Here is a 15,771-nt window from a genome sequence, read left to right on the forward strand (position 1 = left end):
TGATCGGTCGACCAATGATAGTGACTCCAACGCTGGAAGTTTGAGATCCGAGCGACACAAACTCGAATACCTACGCGAAGATGTCCGTATCCCTTCCTGATCGAAGCACAGAGTCATGCCCAAATGGCTACCGACAACACGCCGAATGCTTTGCTGAACTTTCAACCGATCAACCTCGGCCAAGACAGCGACATTTGCGTTCGCTTCTTCAAGGACATGCTGCCGTTTTCTTGCAGGGCTGGGCTGCGAGCGGATGAGATTATCTGTGAGCGAGACGAACCAAAGGGCGGCGCAGTTTTACCGCCATCATGGTTGGACGGATATCGGGCCCAGGCAAGACAAACCAGAGCTGCGTTTGCGCTTGATGGAAAGGTCCATCGGCTAGTACCAGAGGCGCGAGATCGGACTCATTCAAGGAATTTGGAGCCTCGTTTGAATCAGGTTTTTTGCGCGCTATCAGACGTGCTGATAGCGTGCAAAAAACCTGGTCGAAGCGACTAAACACCCAGCTACCGCTGCGCCTCCCCCTGTGGATAAACATCACTCACATTCAACGACAGCTGCGCAGCCACCTCATAACCATCGGCCTTGCTGAAGCTCAACTGAAACTCCTGATAGGCCGGCCCGGCCAGCCAGCGGTTGACTTGCAGGTCCTGATACTTGGAGCTCTCCCCCGGCGTGAGCTGCCCAAACAGCGGAAAGCCTGCATCGGAAAAAACCCGGTCGGCCTCGAACCAGTCCATCTCGTTACCAACTTTCACGCTTGAGCCCACCGCCGCCCAGGCCTCTGGCGTGACTTTCTGGCCGACGTCCAGGAAGACCACCTTGCTTTCTTTCGCGGCGATCAGGAAGGGCAAGGTTATCGGTGTGCCCGTCGAATCGAGGAGTTTGGATTTCATGCCGGCGTACTCCCCGCCGCCATTTTCCCTGCGCTCCCATATCCGCCAATCGATGACACTTTCCGGATTGAAACTATTGTTGGTGAGGATGATTTTGTAGCGTTGCTTGAAGAGTACCGACGGGAAATCTGCGAAGGGTTTGTAGAACGACACCTTGGTGTGTTCGGCGCCGACCCGGATGATGATCGGAGTTCTGCGGCTGGCGACGCTGTCCTGATATTGCTGGTAGCTGAAGTAAGCGGAGGCGATGGAGACGACCAGGGCCAGAGTTGCAATGGCATCTGTCCGGGTGAGAGTTTTGAACCATTTCATCATGAGGTGGCGAGTCCGGGTATTTGTGGTGGTCAAGATGACGTCATCGCGAGCAAGCTCGCTTCCACAGAGCTTTGTGTCGCTATGCCATTCCAGCATGGTTAGCTAAGGTGAAGTAACCCGTAGCGTCCATCACTCAATACATGAGGCCTGTATGCGGCACTTCACGATTCAACGTATCGACCACATCGTCCTGCGTGTAAAAGACCTCGAGCGTAGCCTGGCTTTCTACACAGCGGTGCTCGGTTGCGAGCTCAAGAAGCGCCGGGACGATCTTGGCATGCTTCATCTGGGCACCGGTGTTTCGATGATTGACCTGGTGGCTGTCGACGGGCCTCTCGGTCGCCAGGGTGGGCCGGCGGCCGGTAAAAAGGGACACAATGTTGACCACCTCTGCCTGCGTATCGAGCCGTTCGATGAGCCTGCCCTTCTTGCTCATTTGACTTCAGCCGGCCTGAGCGTTGAGAAAGCCCAGATGCGCTATGGCGCGGAGGGAAAAGGTTGGTCGATCTACTGCTTCGATCCGGACGGCAACCAGATCGAGTTGAAGGGGCCGGCGCTGGAGCCCTGAGCTGCAACTGCGGGCAATCCCCCTGTGCAGGCTTGCTCGCGAAAGCGGTCTGTCTGGATCGGTGATGTTGACTGTGCCGGCGTCATCGCGAGCAAGCTCGCTCCCACAAGCGGCCGGTGATGGACGCAATGGTGGCACTTCAGTAGCATTCGTCAACTTTATAGATCCTTCAAGGCCGCCCCATGTTCACCCTGCCCCGCCGCTCTTCCTCGTTGTCAGTGTTATCGGCGTTGTTTGTAATGCTCGGCGGTTGCAGCGTCAACGGCAGTTACCCCGACGCGATTGAACCGGACGCTGCCAAGTTGCGGTTCGTCGCCAATACCAGCAACGCCACACTGGATTATTTCGACGCAGCTCATTGCGACGGGCAAACCACGGGCATTCTCAACAATCTGCTGCTGAGCGATACCGCGCGGCGGGTGGGGATGAGCGTTCCGGCGCCCAAGGACGCCAAGGGTTATCTGGAGGTCAAGCTCAAGCCCGGCGAGCAGATTTACTTGCGCACCAACATGAACACGGGTTATGCCGTGTGCGGCAAGGGCTTCAACTTTACCCCCGAAGCCAATGCGGAATACGAGGTGACCTTCAAGTCCGAGAAGAACTTTTGCCAGACTCAGTTGCAACGCTTGCAACGGGTCGATGGCAAGGACGTGCGCACGCCGATTCCGCTCTTGAAGAAAGACTTCCCGGCCTGCGCCGGTCGCAATGCGCTGTTTCCCAAAACCTACCCGGACACGCCCCATCGCCTGGAGCTGATGAACCGGGTCATCGACAAAAGCCTGGTCGTCACCGTAAAGGCCGACCCGGCCAAAGAAAAAATCGAGCCTTATTCGCCCGAGAAGCTGGACACCTTGATCAGCGAACGCAAGGCCAAGCTCGGCTTCGAGCTGCCGGCTGACTACTGGACGCTGTACCGGGAAAACCTGAAGACGTTTGGCGATGACATGGCGCAGAAAAAAGCGCGCTCGATGGAACGCTTCAAGGAGGAATACCAGGTGCGCCTGCGGCAGTTGAAGGATGAGCAGTTGGAACAATGGGCGTTGCCCAAAACCGCCAATGCCAAGCCGGAGAAAGCCGAGATCGACCTGGACGTCGCGATGATGGTGGAGTACTTCCGGATCGGGAATGGGGTGACGGTCGAAGCGGTAGGTCATCACTTGGAGAGGATGGCGCAGATGGATGAGCGTTACGGGGTATGTGCGCGGTTTGCGGAGTGCTGGAAGCGCAACTAGTAGGAACACTTTCCAGGCTGAACACCGAAAAGTGCAAGAGGCAGGTGATGCTTTTGCGCTGCTGATTGATCACCCCCATGCTCCAGCCATCCGGCGCGGTGTGGGCAGGTATGCGGCACTTCAAAGTGCTGGTCGGCGATGACAACAGCAAACGTACCTGGGCGAACCACCAGAGCTGGCCCAGCATCGGGCCGCCCTTCAGACAGATTGAGCCTCACCACGTCGTAATCGATGCCTGCCTCTTTCAAGAAAATACTGATTTTCTGCCCGTTGGGCGTATCTGCCGTATAGAGCGTAATGGCGGAAGCCGTGGTCATGAGGAACTCCATTTCAGGTGGATTTCATTGCATTTGCAATCATATTGAGCCGTGCCGTATGGTGCAAGCACGACGGAACGCACGGAGATTGTGGAATGATCGGCTTTGCCAGCTTCAGCAAAACACCAGAGACCCGCCTGGCCGCCCAGGCCTGTATCAACAAGATCCGAACGCTTTCAGAGCTGCACGCCAGCGGTTTTTCCTCGCCGCTCTACACCATGATCGATATCGCCAATCGCCTCGAGAGGGACCCGGGAACCGCCCGGCATGTCTGGGTGATCCGCGCCAACAAGCAACCTGAAGTCGAGAACTGTCACACCCGCATCAGTGCCTGGCCCCTGCGTTTGAGTCCTGCCGCACGCGCCAGCGAAAAGCCGCTGCTGTATCTGACCAGCTCGGCGACATCGGCGGAACTTTGCGCGCTGTCGAACGAGTCCGCCAACCGGGGCATTTTGTGCAACGACATCGAAACCTTGCCTTCGCGATGGCCTAAAGGCGTTCACCCTTGGATGCCACTTTGGCTAGTGGCCAACCCACAATGCCTGCCCTTCGATCCGGCCAGCGGTGCCGAAGCGCACGCCATTGCCCTGGCCGCTTTGCAGAGCCTGTACGTGGAGGGTAACGACGGTTTTTATTACATGGCGCTTCACGATGAGCCCAACGATTTCCTCGGTCCCGTCGGCAACATCAGTGCGAGCCAGGCACTCAAGGGAATGTACAAGCTCACCGAGATCGAAACTGATGTAGGAGCGCCCCAGGTTCGCTTGCTGGGCGCCGGGTTGGCGTTGCAGTCGGTGATGAGCGCAGCACGGATGCTGGGTGAACACTGGGGCATCGCGAGTGAACTGTGGAGCTGCCCCAGCTACACCCGCCTGGCCCGTGACGCGGACAAAGCCCAACGCTGGAACCGCCTGCACCCTGAAAAGCCGAAGCGGTCCGCGCATCTGCTCGATTGCCTGGGCGCGGGGAGGAGCCCGGTCGTCGCCGTGACGGGCTACGCGCAGCACGTCGCCGCTCAGATCGGCGCACATGTCACGTCAAGGTTCGTAGCGCTCGGCGCCGATTCGACCGGAACCTCTTCGCAAGCCGTGGATAAACACTGGATCGTGGTGCTGGCGCTGCAAGCGCTGGCTCAGGAAGGTGTCATCGAACAGGCGTGCGTCAAGCAGGCGATGAGTCGGTATCTGTTGCAATGAAACGTAGCGTTCACTTCGCTCGACCGCTGCCGCGCGCGGCATTGGCCGCGCGCTCCAGCGCTTGGCTGAAGACCCGCTGCTGGTCGTCGTCGAATTGTGACAGGAACAATTCGTCCACCGCGCCTTCGTAGATTTTCCACATCTTCTTGCGCAGCGCTTTTCCGCTCTCGGTGATGGCGGCATACGCACCTCGACCGTCATCGCTGGCGCGGCTGCGGGTGACCAGGCCTTCCGCCTCCAGGCGGTCCACCAGGCGGGTGAGGTTGTAGCGCTCGATGGCCATGACGTCGGCCAGCTCGCTCATGCGACGTGCGCCGTCCGGGCCGCTTTCCAGGCCCCATAACGCGTCGTACCAGGCGTAGGCAGGCAGCCCGGCGGCCGCCAGTCGGCGCTCGATTTCGCGGATCAGGCAACGGTGGGCCCTGACGAATCTGAACCAGGTATCCGGCTCGTTGGAAGACATGCAGCACCTTTCTTAGAAATCGATTTAGTTGCAATTGTAGCGCGCGGCAGGCTAAGTTCTCGCACGTAGTTGCATCTGCAACTACAAAATTCTCGAAGGTTGGCGTCGCCCCACGCCCCTTAGTCAGGCACCAAACGACTCGGTGCTGCAGCACTGTCCAGGAGACGACAACGATGGCACAACAATCCATGTTTCTCGACGAGGATCCACAAGAGACTCGCGAATGGCTCGAATCCATTGAATCGGTGGCGAGTGTCGAAGGGCGTCCTCGCGCCCACTACCTGATCGACCAGATGCTTGATTTCGACGCCAACCGCCACGGCGATTTCTACGGTCGCGTGACGACGCCCTACGTCAATACGATACCGGTCGACCGCCAGCAGCCCTACCCCGGCGACCTGGCCGTGGAGCGCCGGATCAACGCCTATATTCGCTGGAACGCGCTGGCCATGGTGCTGCGCGCCGGCAAACACTCGAACGTGGGTGGGCACATCGCGTCCTACGCGTCGGCGGCGATTTTGTATGACGTCGGCTTCGAGCATTTTTTCCGTGGCCGCACCGAGCAGTTCGCCGGTGACATGCTGTACATCCAGGGCCACTCCTCACCTGGCATCTACGCACGCGCCTATCTGGAAGGACGCCTGAGCGAGGATCAGCTGGATAACTTTCGTCGCGAGACCGATCGCGATGGCGTCTCGTCCTATCCGCATCCACGACTGATGCCGGACTTCTGGCAATTCCCGACGGTGTCCATGGGGCTCGGCCCCATCACGGCCGCGTACCAGGCGCGATTCATGCGCTACCTGGAGGATCGCGGCCTGAAGGAACACCAGGGCCGCAAAGTCTGGGCGTTCCTCGGTGACGGTGAAATGGACCAGCCGGAATCGCTGGCGGCGATTTCCCTGGCGGGTCGGGAGAAGCTCGACAACATCATCTTTGTCGTCAACTGCAACCTGCAACGCCTGGACGGCCCGGTGCGTGGCAACAGCAAGGTGATTCAGGAATTCGAAAGCCTGTACCGGGCGGCCGGCTGGAATGTGATCAAGGTGATCTGGGGCAGCGGCTGGGATGCCCTGCTGGAAAAGGACAAGAGCGGCCTGCTGCGCCAGCGGATGATGGAGTGCGTGGACGGCGACTACCAGAACTACAAATCCCAGAATGGCGCCTATGTGCGCGAGCACTTCTTTGGAAAGTATCCTGAGCTGTTGGAGCTGGTCAGCGACCTGAGCGATGACGAGATCTGGAAGCTGTCTCGCGGCGGCCACGACCCTGAGAAGGTCCACAACGCCTATGCCGCCGCCATGCGCCATACCGGCGGGCCGACCGTCATCCTGGCCAAGACCGTTAAAGGTTTCGGCATGGGCGAAGCCGGTGAAGGCCAGAATATCAACCACCAACTGAAGAAAATGGGTGACGACGCGGTCAAGGCGTTCCGTGATCGGTTCGGACTGGAACTCAGCGATGACCAGTTGGGCGACATGCCTTACCTCAAGCCGGCTGCGGACAGCGTCGAGGCCCTTTACCTGCAAGCCAGGCGCAACCAATTGGGTGGCTACATCCCGGCCCGTTTCAATGCCGTGGCGCCCTTGCAGGTTCCACCCCTGTCGGCCTTGGACACACAGCTCAAAGGCACCGGCGAACGGGCCATCTCCACGACCATGGCGTTCGTACGCATTCTCGGCACGCTGCTCAAGGACCCGAACATCGGCAAGCTGATCGTGCCCATTGTCCCGGACGAATCACGTACCTTCGGCATGGAAAGCCTGTTCCGCCAGATCGGTATCCATTCCCACGTCGGCCAGCTGTATACGCCCCAAGACGCCGGCCAGCTGAGCTACTACAAAGAAGCCCGGGACGGCCAGATCATGCAGGAGGGGCTGAACGAATCCGGCGGGATTTCTTCGTGGATCGCTGCCAGTACGTCCTACAGCACCCACGGCGTGATGACGGTGCCCTTCTACATCTTTTATTCGATGTTTGGCTTCCAGCGCGTCGGCGACCTCGCCTGGGCGGCAGGTGACGCACGCGCCCGCGGCTTCCTGCTCGGCGCCACCTCCGGCAGGACCACGCTGATGGGCGAAGGCCTGCAACATGACGACGGTCACAGCCATGTGCTGTCGTCGACCATCCCATGCTGCGTGTCCTATGACCCGACCTACGCGTATGAACTGGCGGTGATCATCCAGGACGGCATGCGGCGGATGTATGCCGAAAACGAAGACGTCTTTTATTACATCACCGTTCTGAACGAAAACTACGCCCATCCAGCGATGCCCGAAGGCGTCGAGCACGGCATCCTCAAGGGCATGTACCGGCTCTCGGCGCCTGAAAAAACTGTCGAAGGCAAGCATGTCCAGCTGATGGGCTGTGGTTCGATTCTTCAGGAAGTGGTCGCGGCAGCTCAGTTGCTGGAACAGGACTTCGGCGTCAGCAGCGAAGTCTGGAGCGTTACCAGCCTGACCGAACTGCGTCGCGATGGGCAGGAAGCCGAACGCTGGAACCTGCTGCATCCCGAGCATGCGCCGCGTATCGGTTATGTGGAAAGTTGCCTGCAGGACAAACAGGGGCCGGTGGTGGTCGCGACTGACTACATGAAGATATTCGCCGATCAGATTCGCCCGTTCGTAGCCAATCGCCGCTTCGTGGCCCTCGGCACCGACGGTTTCGGCCAATCGGATACCCGCGAGTCGCTGCGCAGGTTCTTCGAAGTGGATCGGCACTTCATCGCCCTCGCGGCGTTGAAGGCTCTGGCCGACGACGGAAAAATGCCTCGGGAAAAAGTAGCCGAGGCGATCAGGCTCTACGGCATTGATCCGCAAAAGCAGAACCCTGCAAAGGTTTGAGCCTGAGCCTTGCAGCGGCGCCCCCTCAGGGCGCCGCTGCAACCGTTGGACGTGTTATTGCGCCGCTGGCTCAACCACACCCCTAACCCGCTGCAGCATATTGATCAAATGCAGGCGCATCGAAGCCCGCGCCGCTTCCGCATCCCGCCGCGCCAACGCCGCGTAGATCTGCTCCCGCTCACGCACCACCAATGCCCGATTTCCGCCCGTCTCCGCGGGTCCGGCCTGTTGCACGACGGCGATCAACGTGTTGCCCACATGGGCCATGGCATCGATAAAGAAGCTGTTGCCGGTGCACTGGGCGATCTGCAAATGGAATTCGAAATCCACCTGGGCGCTTTCGTCATTGGCAGCTTCAAGCGCATTCGCCGCGTCGAGCGCTTCACGCATGGCCTGCAACTGCTCCGGCGTGGCCCGTTGTGCGGCGATGCCGGCGGCTTCCACTTCCAGGCTCAGGCGCAGTTCGATGACGGCGAGCGCATCGTAGGCGCCGCCCTTGACGTGTTTGCTGCCCTGGAAATCACCCGGGCGGGCGGTGTCGACAACGAAGGTGCCGATGCCGTGACGGGTTTCGACCAAGCCTTCGGCCTGAAGCCGCGACATGGCTTCGCGGACCACCGTCCGGCTGACGCCGCGCTCCTTGATGATGACTTGTTCGGTGGGTAACTTGCTGCCCGCAGGCAAGTCGCCGGCCAGTATCTGCTGCGTCAGGTCGACCACCAGTTGCTGGGTCATGCTCAGGCGTCGATCGGGTGTGACACGGTCCATTGCAGCTATCCATTAAAGCCAGACGATCGCGCATTATAGCCGCGACCTAACGGCGAAACGCACTATAATGCCCGCTGATCAAACAAGAGCAAGCCGATGACGGATCAAGCGTTATCTCCATTGAACAAGCCACGCCGCCTCGCCGAAACCCTGGTCGACCGCTTTGCCCAGCGCATGCGTGAAGGCATTCTCAAGCGCGGCGAAAAGCTCCCCACCGAAGTGCACATCATGGAAGCCGAAGGCGTCAGTCGTTCGGTGGTGCGTGAGGCGCTTTCGCGCTTGCAAGCGGCGGGGCTGGTGGAGACGCGGCATGGCGTCGGGACCTTTGTCCTGGATATGCCGGCACCGGAGGGCTTTACCCTCGGTCCCGCGACAATCGCGACGTTGTCGGACGTGCTCAATCTGTTGGAGTTTCGCCTGAGCCTGGAAGTCCAGGCCGCTGGCATGGCCGCCGAGCGCGCAACGCCCGAAGCCTTGGCCGAGCTGGCCCAGGCCTTGGAGGCGTTGCTGCAAGGGCCGGAAAAGTCCGGCACCACCATCAACGCCGATTTCCAATTCCATTTGAAAATCGCCAAGGCGGCCGGCAATTACTACCTGATCGACATCATGAAGCACCTGGGCACGAAGCTGATCCCGCGTACCCGGATGAACTCCGCTTATTCCGGGCAGAGCGATCGCAGCGCGTACCTGCAAGGGATCAACGCCGAACACCAGCAGATCTTCGACGCCATCTCCAGCGGCAATGTCGATGCGGCGCGGGCGGCCATGTACCTGCATTTGAGCAACAGCCGCATGCGCCTGTGTGAAACCCAGCAACGGCAGGCGTTCTACAACGAATAACCTCACCCCCTGTGGCAATTGCTGTTCACTCAAGGTTTTGCCTGACTCATCGTGGCGAGGGAGCTTGCTCCCGCTTGACCGGGCTGGCGCTCCAGTGCGAAGCGCTCACAAGAATGGGCCTGCTGCGCAGTCCAGCGAGAGCAAGCTCCCTCGCCACGGATTCATCGCCCCCTTGAACGAGCAGCGCTGTCTGTGGGCGCTTGCTCTCACAACCTGGATCAGAAAAAGTTGTACTGAATACCGACCCGCAGGCGCAGTTGCCGATCACTGTCGACGGAGTTGACTTTGATATCACCCACTTCAAAGAACGGCGCCCAGCGTTTGTCCCACTTGTACTTGACTACAGCATTCTGTTCATAGTCGTCGGTGCCGCCGTTATAACGAATGTAGTTGGCGTCAAAGTAAGTGAGTTGATATTCATAGGCCCACGGCCCTTGGTTCGCGTAATTGACGTAGACGTCATAGCGATTGATCTTCTGATCGTCCTGACCGTTGTCCGGCACGTCACGGTCGATCTGGTCGCGGTCGAGCTTGGATGAATCGTAACGGTAGCGACCGGCAATGCTCAGTTCCTTGGTGATTTTGTAGCCCAGGCGCATGCCGAATTTGTAGGTGGTGGACTCCTCGTCGCTTTCCATGGCGAACGAAGGTGTCAGCGTCCAGCGGTCATCGATCTTGTGCTGGTAGTTGACGGTAAATTCATGACCGCTGCCGACGGTGTTGTCGAAGGCCACGTCTTCACGATCACCGGCGGTCTTGTATTTGAGTTCACCTTCCAGGCCCACGCCATTGTCCAGGCGCATGCCGAACTTGGCACGGTCGGCGTGCATGCGCGATTGTTCCGCATATTGATGGCGAACGTTGATATAACCGGTATCGGCGTGGGCCACAACCGAGGCGAACAGTGAAGTAACGGTCAGTACGGCGAGTGTCTTTTTCATGTTTTTTATTCTTGTGAGTTAAAAGAGCAAGTTGGGTTAAACGTCAAATCGCAGGCGAGCGCGTGCGCAGCATTGATGCCTGGGCTTCAACGTTTTCTACGGGTTAAAACAAGTACAACTGATTAATAGAAACTCAAACAGCGATGGGCACGCGCTGTAGGTCGCGGCTGGCCTGCACCAACAAACGGGTATACGCATGCGTCGCGCCGTCGTTCGCCAGAAGCTGACTGTCGAGCGTCTCCACCACCCTGCCCTGTTGCATCACCGCCAGCCGATCACACAAATGCGCCACCACCGCCAGATCGTGGGTGACCATCAGGTAAGTCAGCCCTTCCTGACGACGGAGGTCGGCCAGCAGGTTGAGGATTTCCGCCTGCACCGAGACATCCAGTGCCGAGGTCGGCTCGTCCAGCAACAGCACCCGGGGGCGCAGGATCAGCGCACGGGCAATCGCCACCCGTTGGCGCTGGCCACCGGACAACTGATGCGGATAGCGGAAACGAAAACTGTCGTTCAAACCGACCTTGCGCAGGATCTCGCTGACCTTCTGCGCGCGCCCGTCGATGCCGTGAATGCGCAGCGGTTCTTGCAGCGCGGCATCGATGGTGTAGCGCGGGTGCAACGAGGCATACGGGTCCTGGAACACCATCTGCACGGTGCGGTAGTGGTTCAGCGGCAGGTTGCGGGTCACGGCCTGGCCGGCGATGTGCAGTTGCCCGGTCCAATGCTGGTACTGCCCGGCCAGGCAACGCAGCACGGTGGTCTTGCCGGAACCGGACTCCCCCACCAAGCCGAATGCCTCGCCTTCGGCCACGCTCAAATCGACGTCGTGCAGTACCGCGTTCAGTGCCGCGCCCGTGCCGAAACTGAGGTTCAGACCGACGATTTCAATCATGCTCATGACAGGCTCCTCAAGCGTTCAACCAGAGTGGGTCGCGCTGCAACACCGGCAGCGTGGCGCGTGGATGATCCAGGCTGGGCAGTGCGGCCAGCAGCCCACGGGTGTAGGGATGGCTGGCTTGGTCCAGGTCGGCGGCGGCAATCGACTCGACCACCCGGCCGGCGTACATCACCAGCACGCGGTCGCAGAAATGTCGCACCAGATTCAAGTCGTGGCTGATGAAAATGAGCCCCAGGTCGCGCTCGCTGACCAATTCTTCCAGCACGTTGAGCACTTGCCGGCGCACCGACACGTCCAGTGCCGAAGTGGGTTCGTCGGCGATGATCACCTGGGGATCGGTGATGACCATCATGGCGATCATGATCCGCTGGCCCATGCCGCCCGAGACCTCGTGGGGATACAAATCGTAGACCCGCTGGGGGTCGCGGATGTGCACCTTGGCGAGCATGTCCAAGGCCCGTTCGCGGGCCTCGCGATGGGGCACTTTGTTGTGGGCCAGGTACGCCTCGGCGATTTGTTCGCCGACTCGCACCACCGGGTTCAACGAGTACTTGGGGTCTTGCATGATCATCGACATGCGCGCACCGCGAATCGCCTGGATCTGTTTTTCGCTGGCGGCCAACAGGTCGATATCGGCGAAGCGCAACGTCTTGGCGGTGACCCGTGCCGTCGGCGGATGCAGGCGCAGAAGACTGCGGCCAACGGTGGATTTGCCCGAGCCGGACTCACCGACGATGGCGAGTTTTTCCCGGCCCAGAGTGAATGACACGTCACGCACCGCCAACGAGGTTTTGCCGGCGTTGCGGAACTCCACACACAAGTCCTGCACGGCAAGTTTTATCTCAGTCATGGGCTGTTCCTCAGGATTGGCTGCGTGGGTCGAGGACGTCGCGCAAGCCGTCGCCCAACAGGTTGAAAGCGAGGCTGACCAGCATGATCGCCGCACCCGGCGCCGCCACCAGCCACCAGCTTTCGAGCATGTAGCGCCTCCCGGTGGAGATCATCGCGCCCCACTCCGGCAGCGGTGCCTGGGCGCCCAAGCCGAGAAAGCCCAGGGCGGCGGCGGTGAGGATGATGCTCGCCATGTTCATGGTCAGGCGGATGATCACCGACGACAGGCACATCGGGATGATGTGGCGCAGGATCAAGCGGGTACTCGACGCGCCCTGCAGCTGCACCGCGACGATGAAGTCGGCGTTGCGCAGCGGCAGTGTTTCGGCGCGAGCGAGACGGGCAATCGGTGGCCAGGCCGTCAGTGCGATGGCGATCACCGCATGCTCCAATCCCGGGCCGAGGGCGGCGATGAACGCCAGCGCCAACACCAGGCTGGGGAACGAGATGAAGATGTCGGTGATGCGCATGAACAGGCTGTCCACCCAACCGCCGAAGTAACCGGAAACCGTTCCGACCAACAGGCCGATGGGGCCGACAATGACCGTCACCAGCAAGACGATGTACAGCGTGATGCGCGAGCCGTACACCAGCCGAGCGAAGACATCGCGACCGTATTCGTCGGTGCCGAACCAGTGCACGCTGCTTGGCGCCTGCAAGGCCCCGGCAAGGTTCTGCAGCAATGGGTCGTGACCGGCAATCCACGGTGCGAAAACGGCGACCAGGATCAGCGTCGAGACCACAATCAGGCCGGCGAAGGTCATCGGGTTGCGCAGCAGGAAACGCAGCAGGCGCAAGGCGCTGGCCGCCAGCGCTGCCGTACTCGAAGCGGGCAGCGCGGCACTGCCGGCGGCGCTGGAAGCAAGGGGCAGGTTCATTAGCGAGTCCTCGGGTCGAAGATCTTGTACAGCGCATCGCTGATCAGGTTCAGCGTCACGAAGATGAGGCCGATCAGCAGCACGCACGCCATCACCGCGTTCATGTCGCCGAGTAGAAGGCTGCTGGTCAGGTACTGGCCGAAGCCCGGCCAGGCGAACACGGTTTCGATCAACACCGCGCCTTCCAACAGGCCGCCGTAGGCCAGCGCGACGATGGTCAACAACTGCACGCGGATGTTGCCGAAGGCATGGCCCCAGACGATCCGCCGCTGGGACAAACCCTTGACCCGGGCGGTGATGATGTACTCCTGGGACAGTTGCTCGAGCATGAAGCTGCGGGTCATGCGGCTGATGTAGGCGACCGAGTTGAAGCTGAGGATCACCGCCGGCAACAGAATGTGGCGCAACGCACTGCGGAAAGCCTCCCACTCGCCAGACCAGGCGGTATCGATCAGCAGCAGCCCGGTGTGTCTGGGGATCAGCCCGTCATAGGCCAAGCCGATGCGCCCGACGCCACCGGCCCAACCCAGCCAGGCGTAGAACACCAGGAAGGCCATCATGCCGATCCAGAAAATCGGCGTGGAGTAACCGAACAGCGTGATCAACCGTGCGACATGGTCACCGGCACGGCCCTGGTGGGTTGCCGCGTAGACACCCAGCGGCAAGCCCGCCAGCACGCCGAACAGAATGGCCAGGGTCGCCAGTTCCAACGTCGCCGGGAAGACCCGGGCGATGTCGCTGATGACCGGGTTGCCGGTCAGCAAGGCCATGCCGAAGTCACCGTGCAGCAGATCGCCGAGGTAGATCGCGAACTGGGTCCACAACGGTTTATCCAGGCCCAGCTCTTTGTACACCTGGGCGTAGGCCGAGGCGTCGGCGTCCGGGCCGACGATGGCGAGCACCGGGTCCAGAGGCATGACGCGACCGATGAAAAAGGTCAGCAGCAGCAACCCCAGTAGCGTCACCGCCACCGAACCGCCGCGCCGGGTCGCCGAAGCGGCCCGGGTTGTCCAGATTGAAAATGATGCAGTCGACATGTTCATTCCTGCCTTGGCCATATGGCCGTCGATTTCAGCGCTGCTTGTAGACGTCCCGAAGACGGGTGGTAGCGGCGGTGTGGCCGATGTAGTTGCGCACATCCGCGTGGATCACCACCTCATCGACCATCTGCGAGACCGGCATGATCGCCCCGGCCTGCTGGTCATAGAGGGTCTGGATCTGTGCGTAGATTTCACGCTGGCGTTCTGGGTCGCGCTCGCGCTCGGCCTGCTCGATCATCTGGTTGAGCTGCGGGTTGAAGAACGAGGTGCGCCAGCCTTGGAAGTTGCTCAACTTGGCTTCGGTGCGGTTGTCCGGGTTGTACACCAGGGCACGCAGGCTCGAATGTGGATGCCGCTCCGCCCCGCCACCACCGCGACCGACGAGAATGTCGAACTGGCGGTCGCGCATCGCCCCGTAGATCTGGTTGCCGGTGCCGGTGATGATCGTCGCCTGGATACCGGCCTGGGCCAGCGTCGCTTGCAGACTGGTGGCGATGTTGATGAAGGGTGGATCGGTCAGCGAACGGATGGTGATTTTGAAGCCATCGGCGTGACCCGCCGCTGCCAGCAGACGCTTGGCTTCGTCCACGTCCAGGCGATAACCCGGGTCGTCCAGGCGTGCCGGCAGCCCCAGCTGCAACGGTCGCTGATTGATCACGCCGTAGTGCGGCATGACCACGTCATTGATGCCTTGGTAATCGATGAGCAGGCGGATCGCCTGGCGCACACGGATGTCCTGGAACAACGGCTGCTGCATGCTCATCGCCACGTAGTACAGCGTGCCCCGGGCGATGCTTTGGATACGGACCTCATCGACCTTGCCCAGCGCCTTGATGTCCGTGGCGGCCATGCCGCGGGCGACGTCCAGGTCACCGCGTTCGACCATCAGGCGCAACGCCTGGGATTCGGTCATGTTGCGCATGATCACCCGGCGCAGCTTCGGAGCGCCGCGCCAATAGTCGTCGTTGCGACTCATCAGGATCACGTCGTTGGCCCGCCAGATGTCGAGCTTGAACGCGCCGGAACCGGCCGTGTGAGTCGCCAGCCACGCAGCGCCCTGGTCGTCGCCGACCTGATGCTGCAAGGCGACCGAACGATCGATGATGAAAGCGCTGGGCGAGGTGGCCAGGGTGTTGAGCACTAGCATCGGATCGGTGCTGCGCGGCAGTTCCATGACAAAGGTGTGCGGCCCTTCGGCGCGCATCAGCGTGGTGACGTTTTCAGCGGTGAAGCCGTAGGCTTTCCAAGTGGAGGCCAGGGCGCGGTTGAGGGTGACGACGCGTTGCAATGACCAGGCAACGTCTTGCGCCGTGAGCGGAGTGCCGGAGTGAAAGCGCACGTCATTGCGCAACTGGAAGGTCAGGCGCATGCGGTCGGGGCTGATCTCCCAGGCTTTCGCCAGGGCCGGAATCAGCGTGTCCGGCTGCGCCGCGTCCTGCTCCAGGAGCATGTCATAGACATTGGCGTTGACCTCGGCGACCTCCAGGCCCGTCGCGGCGGCGGGGTCCAGGGACAACAGGTTGATCATGCTCATGCCCACCACCAATTGGTCGGCGGGCGTTTCGCCTTGGGCCAGGCTTGCGGGCACCTGCACTGCCCACAGGGCCACGGTGACACACAGCAGCCTGGTCAGGCGCTTGGGCCAGAGATTCATGGTTCAGTCCTTTCTTATATTTATA

General features: G+C 60.7%; 15 protein-coding genes. 5 read left to right on the forward strand and 10 right to left on the reverse strand.

Going from position 1 to position 15,771, the window contains the following annotated elements; translation table 11 throughout:
- Positions 1–509: 509 nt before the first annotated feature.
- Entirely contained in the window at positions 510–1,214 is a 705-nt protein-coding gene (locus AD663_RS22300; protein ID WP_003185238.1) for a hypothetical protein, read from the reverse strand.
- A gap of 151 nt (positions 1,215–1,365) precedes the next feature.
- Here AD663_RS22300 and AD663_RS22305 point away from each other — a divergent pair, with 151 nt between their 5' ends.
- Together AD663_RS22305 and AD663_RS22310 are read left to right on the forward strand one after the other, a co-directional pair.
- Positions 1,366–1,782: a VOC family protein gene (locus AD663_RS22305; protein ID WP_003185240.1), complete on the forward strand. Its 417-nt coding sequence runs from the start codon at positions 1,366–1,368 to the stop codon at positions 1,780–1,782.
- Positions 1,783–1,964: 182 nt separating this feature from the next.
- A complete protein-coding gene (locus AD663_RS22310) occupies positions 1,965–3,014 on the forward strand; it encodes a hypothetical protein (protein ID WP_053214548.1) in 1,050 nt (349 codons plus the stop codon).
- Here the strand turns inward: AD663_RS22310 and AD663_RS29445 are convergent.
- Positions 3,011–3,331, reverse strand: a complete 321-nt coding sequence (locus tag AD663_RS29445) for a hypothetical protein (RefSeq protein WP_256217236.1) — start codon at positions 3,329–3,331, stop codon at positions 3,011–3,013. The genes AD663_RS22310 and AD663_RS29445 overlap by 4 nt on opposite strands.
- Positions 3,332–3,426: 95 nt before the next feature.
- On the opposite strand from AD663_RS29445, the gene AD663_RS22320 reads away from it, so the two are divergent.
- Positions 3,427–4,527 (forward strand): hypothetical protein, encoded by a 1,101-nt coding sequence (locus AD663_RS22320; RefSeq protein WP_053214550.1) that lies wholly within the window; start codon positions 3,427–3,429, stop codon positions 4,525–4,527.
- Between the two features lie 10 nt (positions 4,528–4,537).
- Here the strand turns inward: AD663_RS22320 and AD663_RS22325 are convergent, their stop codons facing one another.
- Positions 4,538–4,990: a MarR family winged helix-turn-helix transcriptional regulator gene (locus AD663_RS22325; RefSeq protein ID WP_003185245.1), complete on the reverse strand. Its 453-nt coding sequence runs from the start codon at positions 4,988–4,990 to the stop codon at positions 4,538–4,540.
- Between the two features lie 173 nt (positions 4,991–5,163).
- Between AD663_RS22325 and aceE the strand changes: the two genes are divergently transcribed.
- The gene (gene aceE, locus AD663_RS22330; RefSeq protein WP_053214551.1) at positions 5,164–7,833 is read left to right on the forward strand and encodes a pyruvate dehydrogenase (acetyl-transferring), homodimeric type; all 2,670 of its coding nucleotides are present in this window, start codon (positions 5,164–5,166) and stop codon (positions 7,831–7,833) included.
- A gap of 54 nt (positions 7,834–7,887) precedes the next feature.
- On the opposite strand, the gene AD663_RS22335 is transcribed toward aceE, so the two are convergent.
- Complete coding sequence (locus tag AD663_RS22335) at positions 7,888–8,601, reverse strand: FadR/GntR family transcriptional regulator (protein ID WP_053214552.1); 714 nt, start codon at positions 8,599–8,601, stop codon at positions 7,888–7,890.
- 96 nt (positions 8,602–8,697) lie between these two features.
- On the opposite strand from AD663_RS22335, the gene AD663_RS22340 reads away from it, so the two are divergent.
- Positions 8,698–9,441, forward strand: coding sequence for a FadR/GntR family transcriptional regulator (locus tag AD663_RS22340; protein WP_053214553.1), 744 nt, complete (start codon positions 8,698–8,700; stop codon positions 9,439–9,441).
- A gap of 218 nt (positions 9,442–9,659) precedes the next feature.
- Here the strand turns inward: AD663_RS22340 and AD663_RS22345 are convergent, their stop codons facing one another.
- From AD663_RS22345 to AD663_RS22370, 6 genes are all read right to left on the reverse strand, one after another.
- Entirely contained in the window at positions 9,660–10,382 is a 723-nt protein-coding gene (locus tag AD663_RS22345; RefSeq protein ID WP_003185253.1) for an oligogalacturonate-specific porin KdgM family protein, read from the reverse strand.
- A 133-nt stretch (positions 10,383–10,515) separates the two neighbouring features.
- Complete coding sequence (locus AD663_RS22350) at positions 10,516–11,283, reverse strand: ABC transporter ATP-binding protein (RefSeq protein ID WP_003185254.1); 768 nt, start codon at positions 11,281–11,283, stop codon at positions 10,516–10,518.
- Between the two features lie 10 nt (positions 11,284–11,293).
- Entirely contained in the window at positions 11,294–12,133 is an 840-nt protein-coding gene (locus AD663_RS22355) for an ABC transporter ATP-binding protein (RefSeq protein ID WP_003185256.1), read from the reverse strand.
- Between the two features lie 10 nt (positions 12,134–12,143).
- A complete protein-coding gene (locus AD663_RS22360) occupies positions 12,144–13,052 on the reverse strand; it encodes an ABC transporter permease (RefSeq protein ID WP_003185258.1) in 909 nt (302 codons plus the stop codon).
- Complete coding sequence (locus AD663_RS22365; RefSeq protein ID WP_003185260.1) at positions 13,052–14,089, reverse strand: ABC transporter permease; 1,038 nt, start codon at positions 14,087–14,089, stop codon at positions 13,052–13,054. Before AD663_RS22365 ends, AD663_RS22360 begins: the two co-directional genes overlap by 1 nt.
- 34 nt (positions 14,090–14,123) lie before the next feature.
- Positions 14,124–15,746: an ABC transporter substrate-binding protein gene (locus AD663_RS22370; RefSeq protein WP_003185263.1), complete on the reverse strand. Its 1,623-nt coding sequence runs from the start codon at positions 15,744–15,746 to the stop codon at positions 14,124–14,126.
- Positions 15,747–15,771 lie beyond the last annotated feature (25 nt).

The organism is Pseudomonas sp. Q12-87 (assembly GCF_001269755.1).
Taxonomy (GTDB): Bacteria; Pseudomonadota; Gammaproteobacteria; order Pseudomonadales; family Pseudomonadaceae; genus Aquipseudomonas; species Aquipseudomonas fluorescens_S.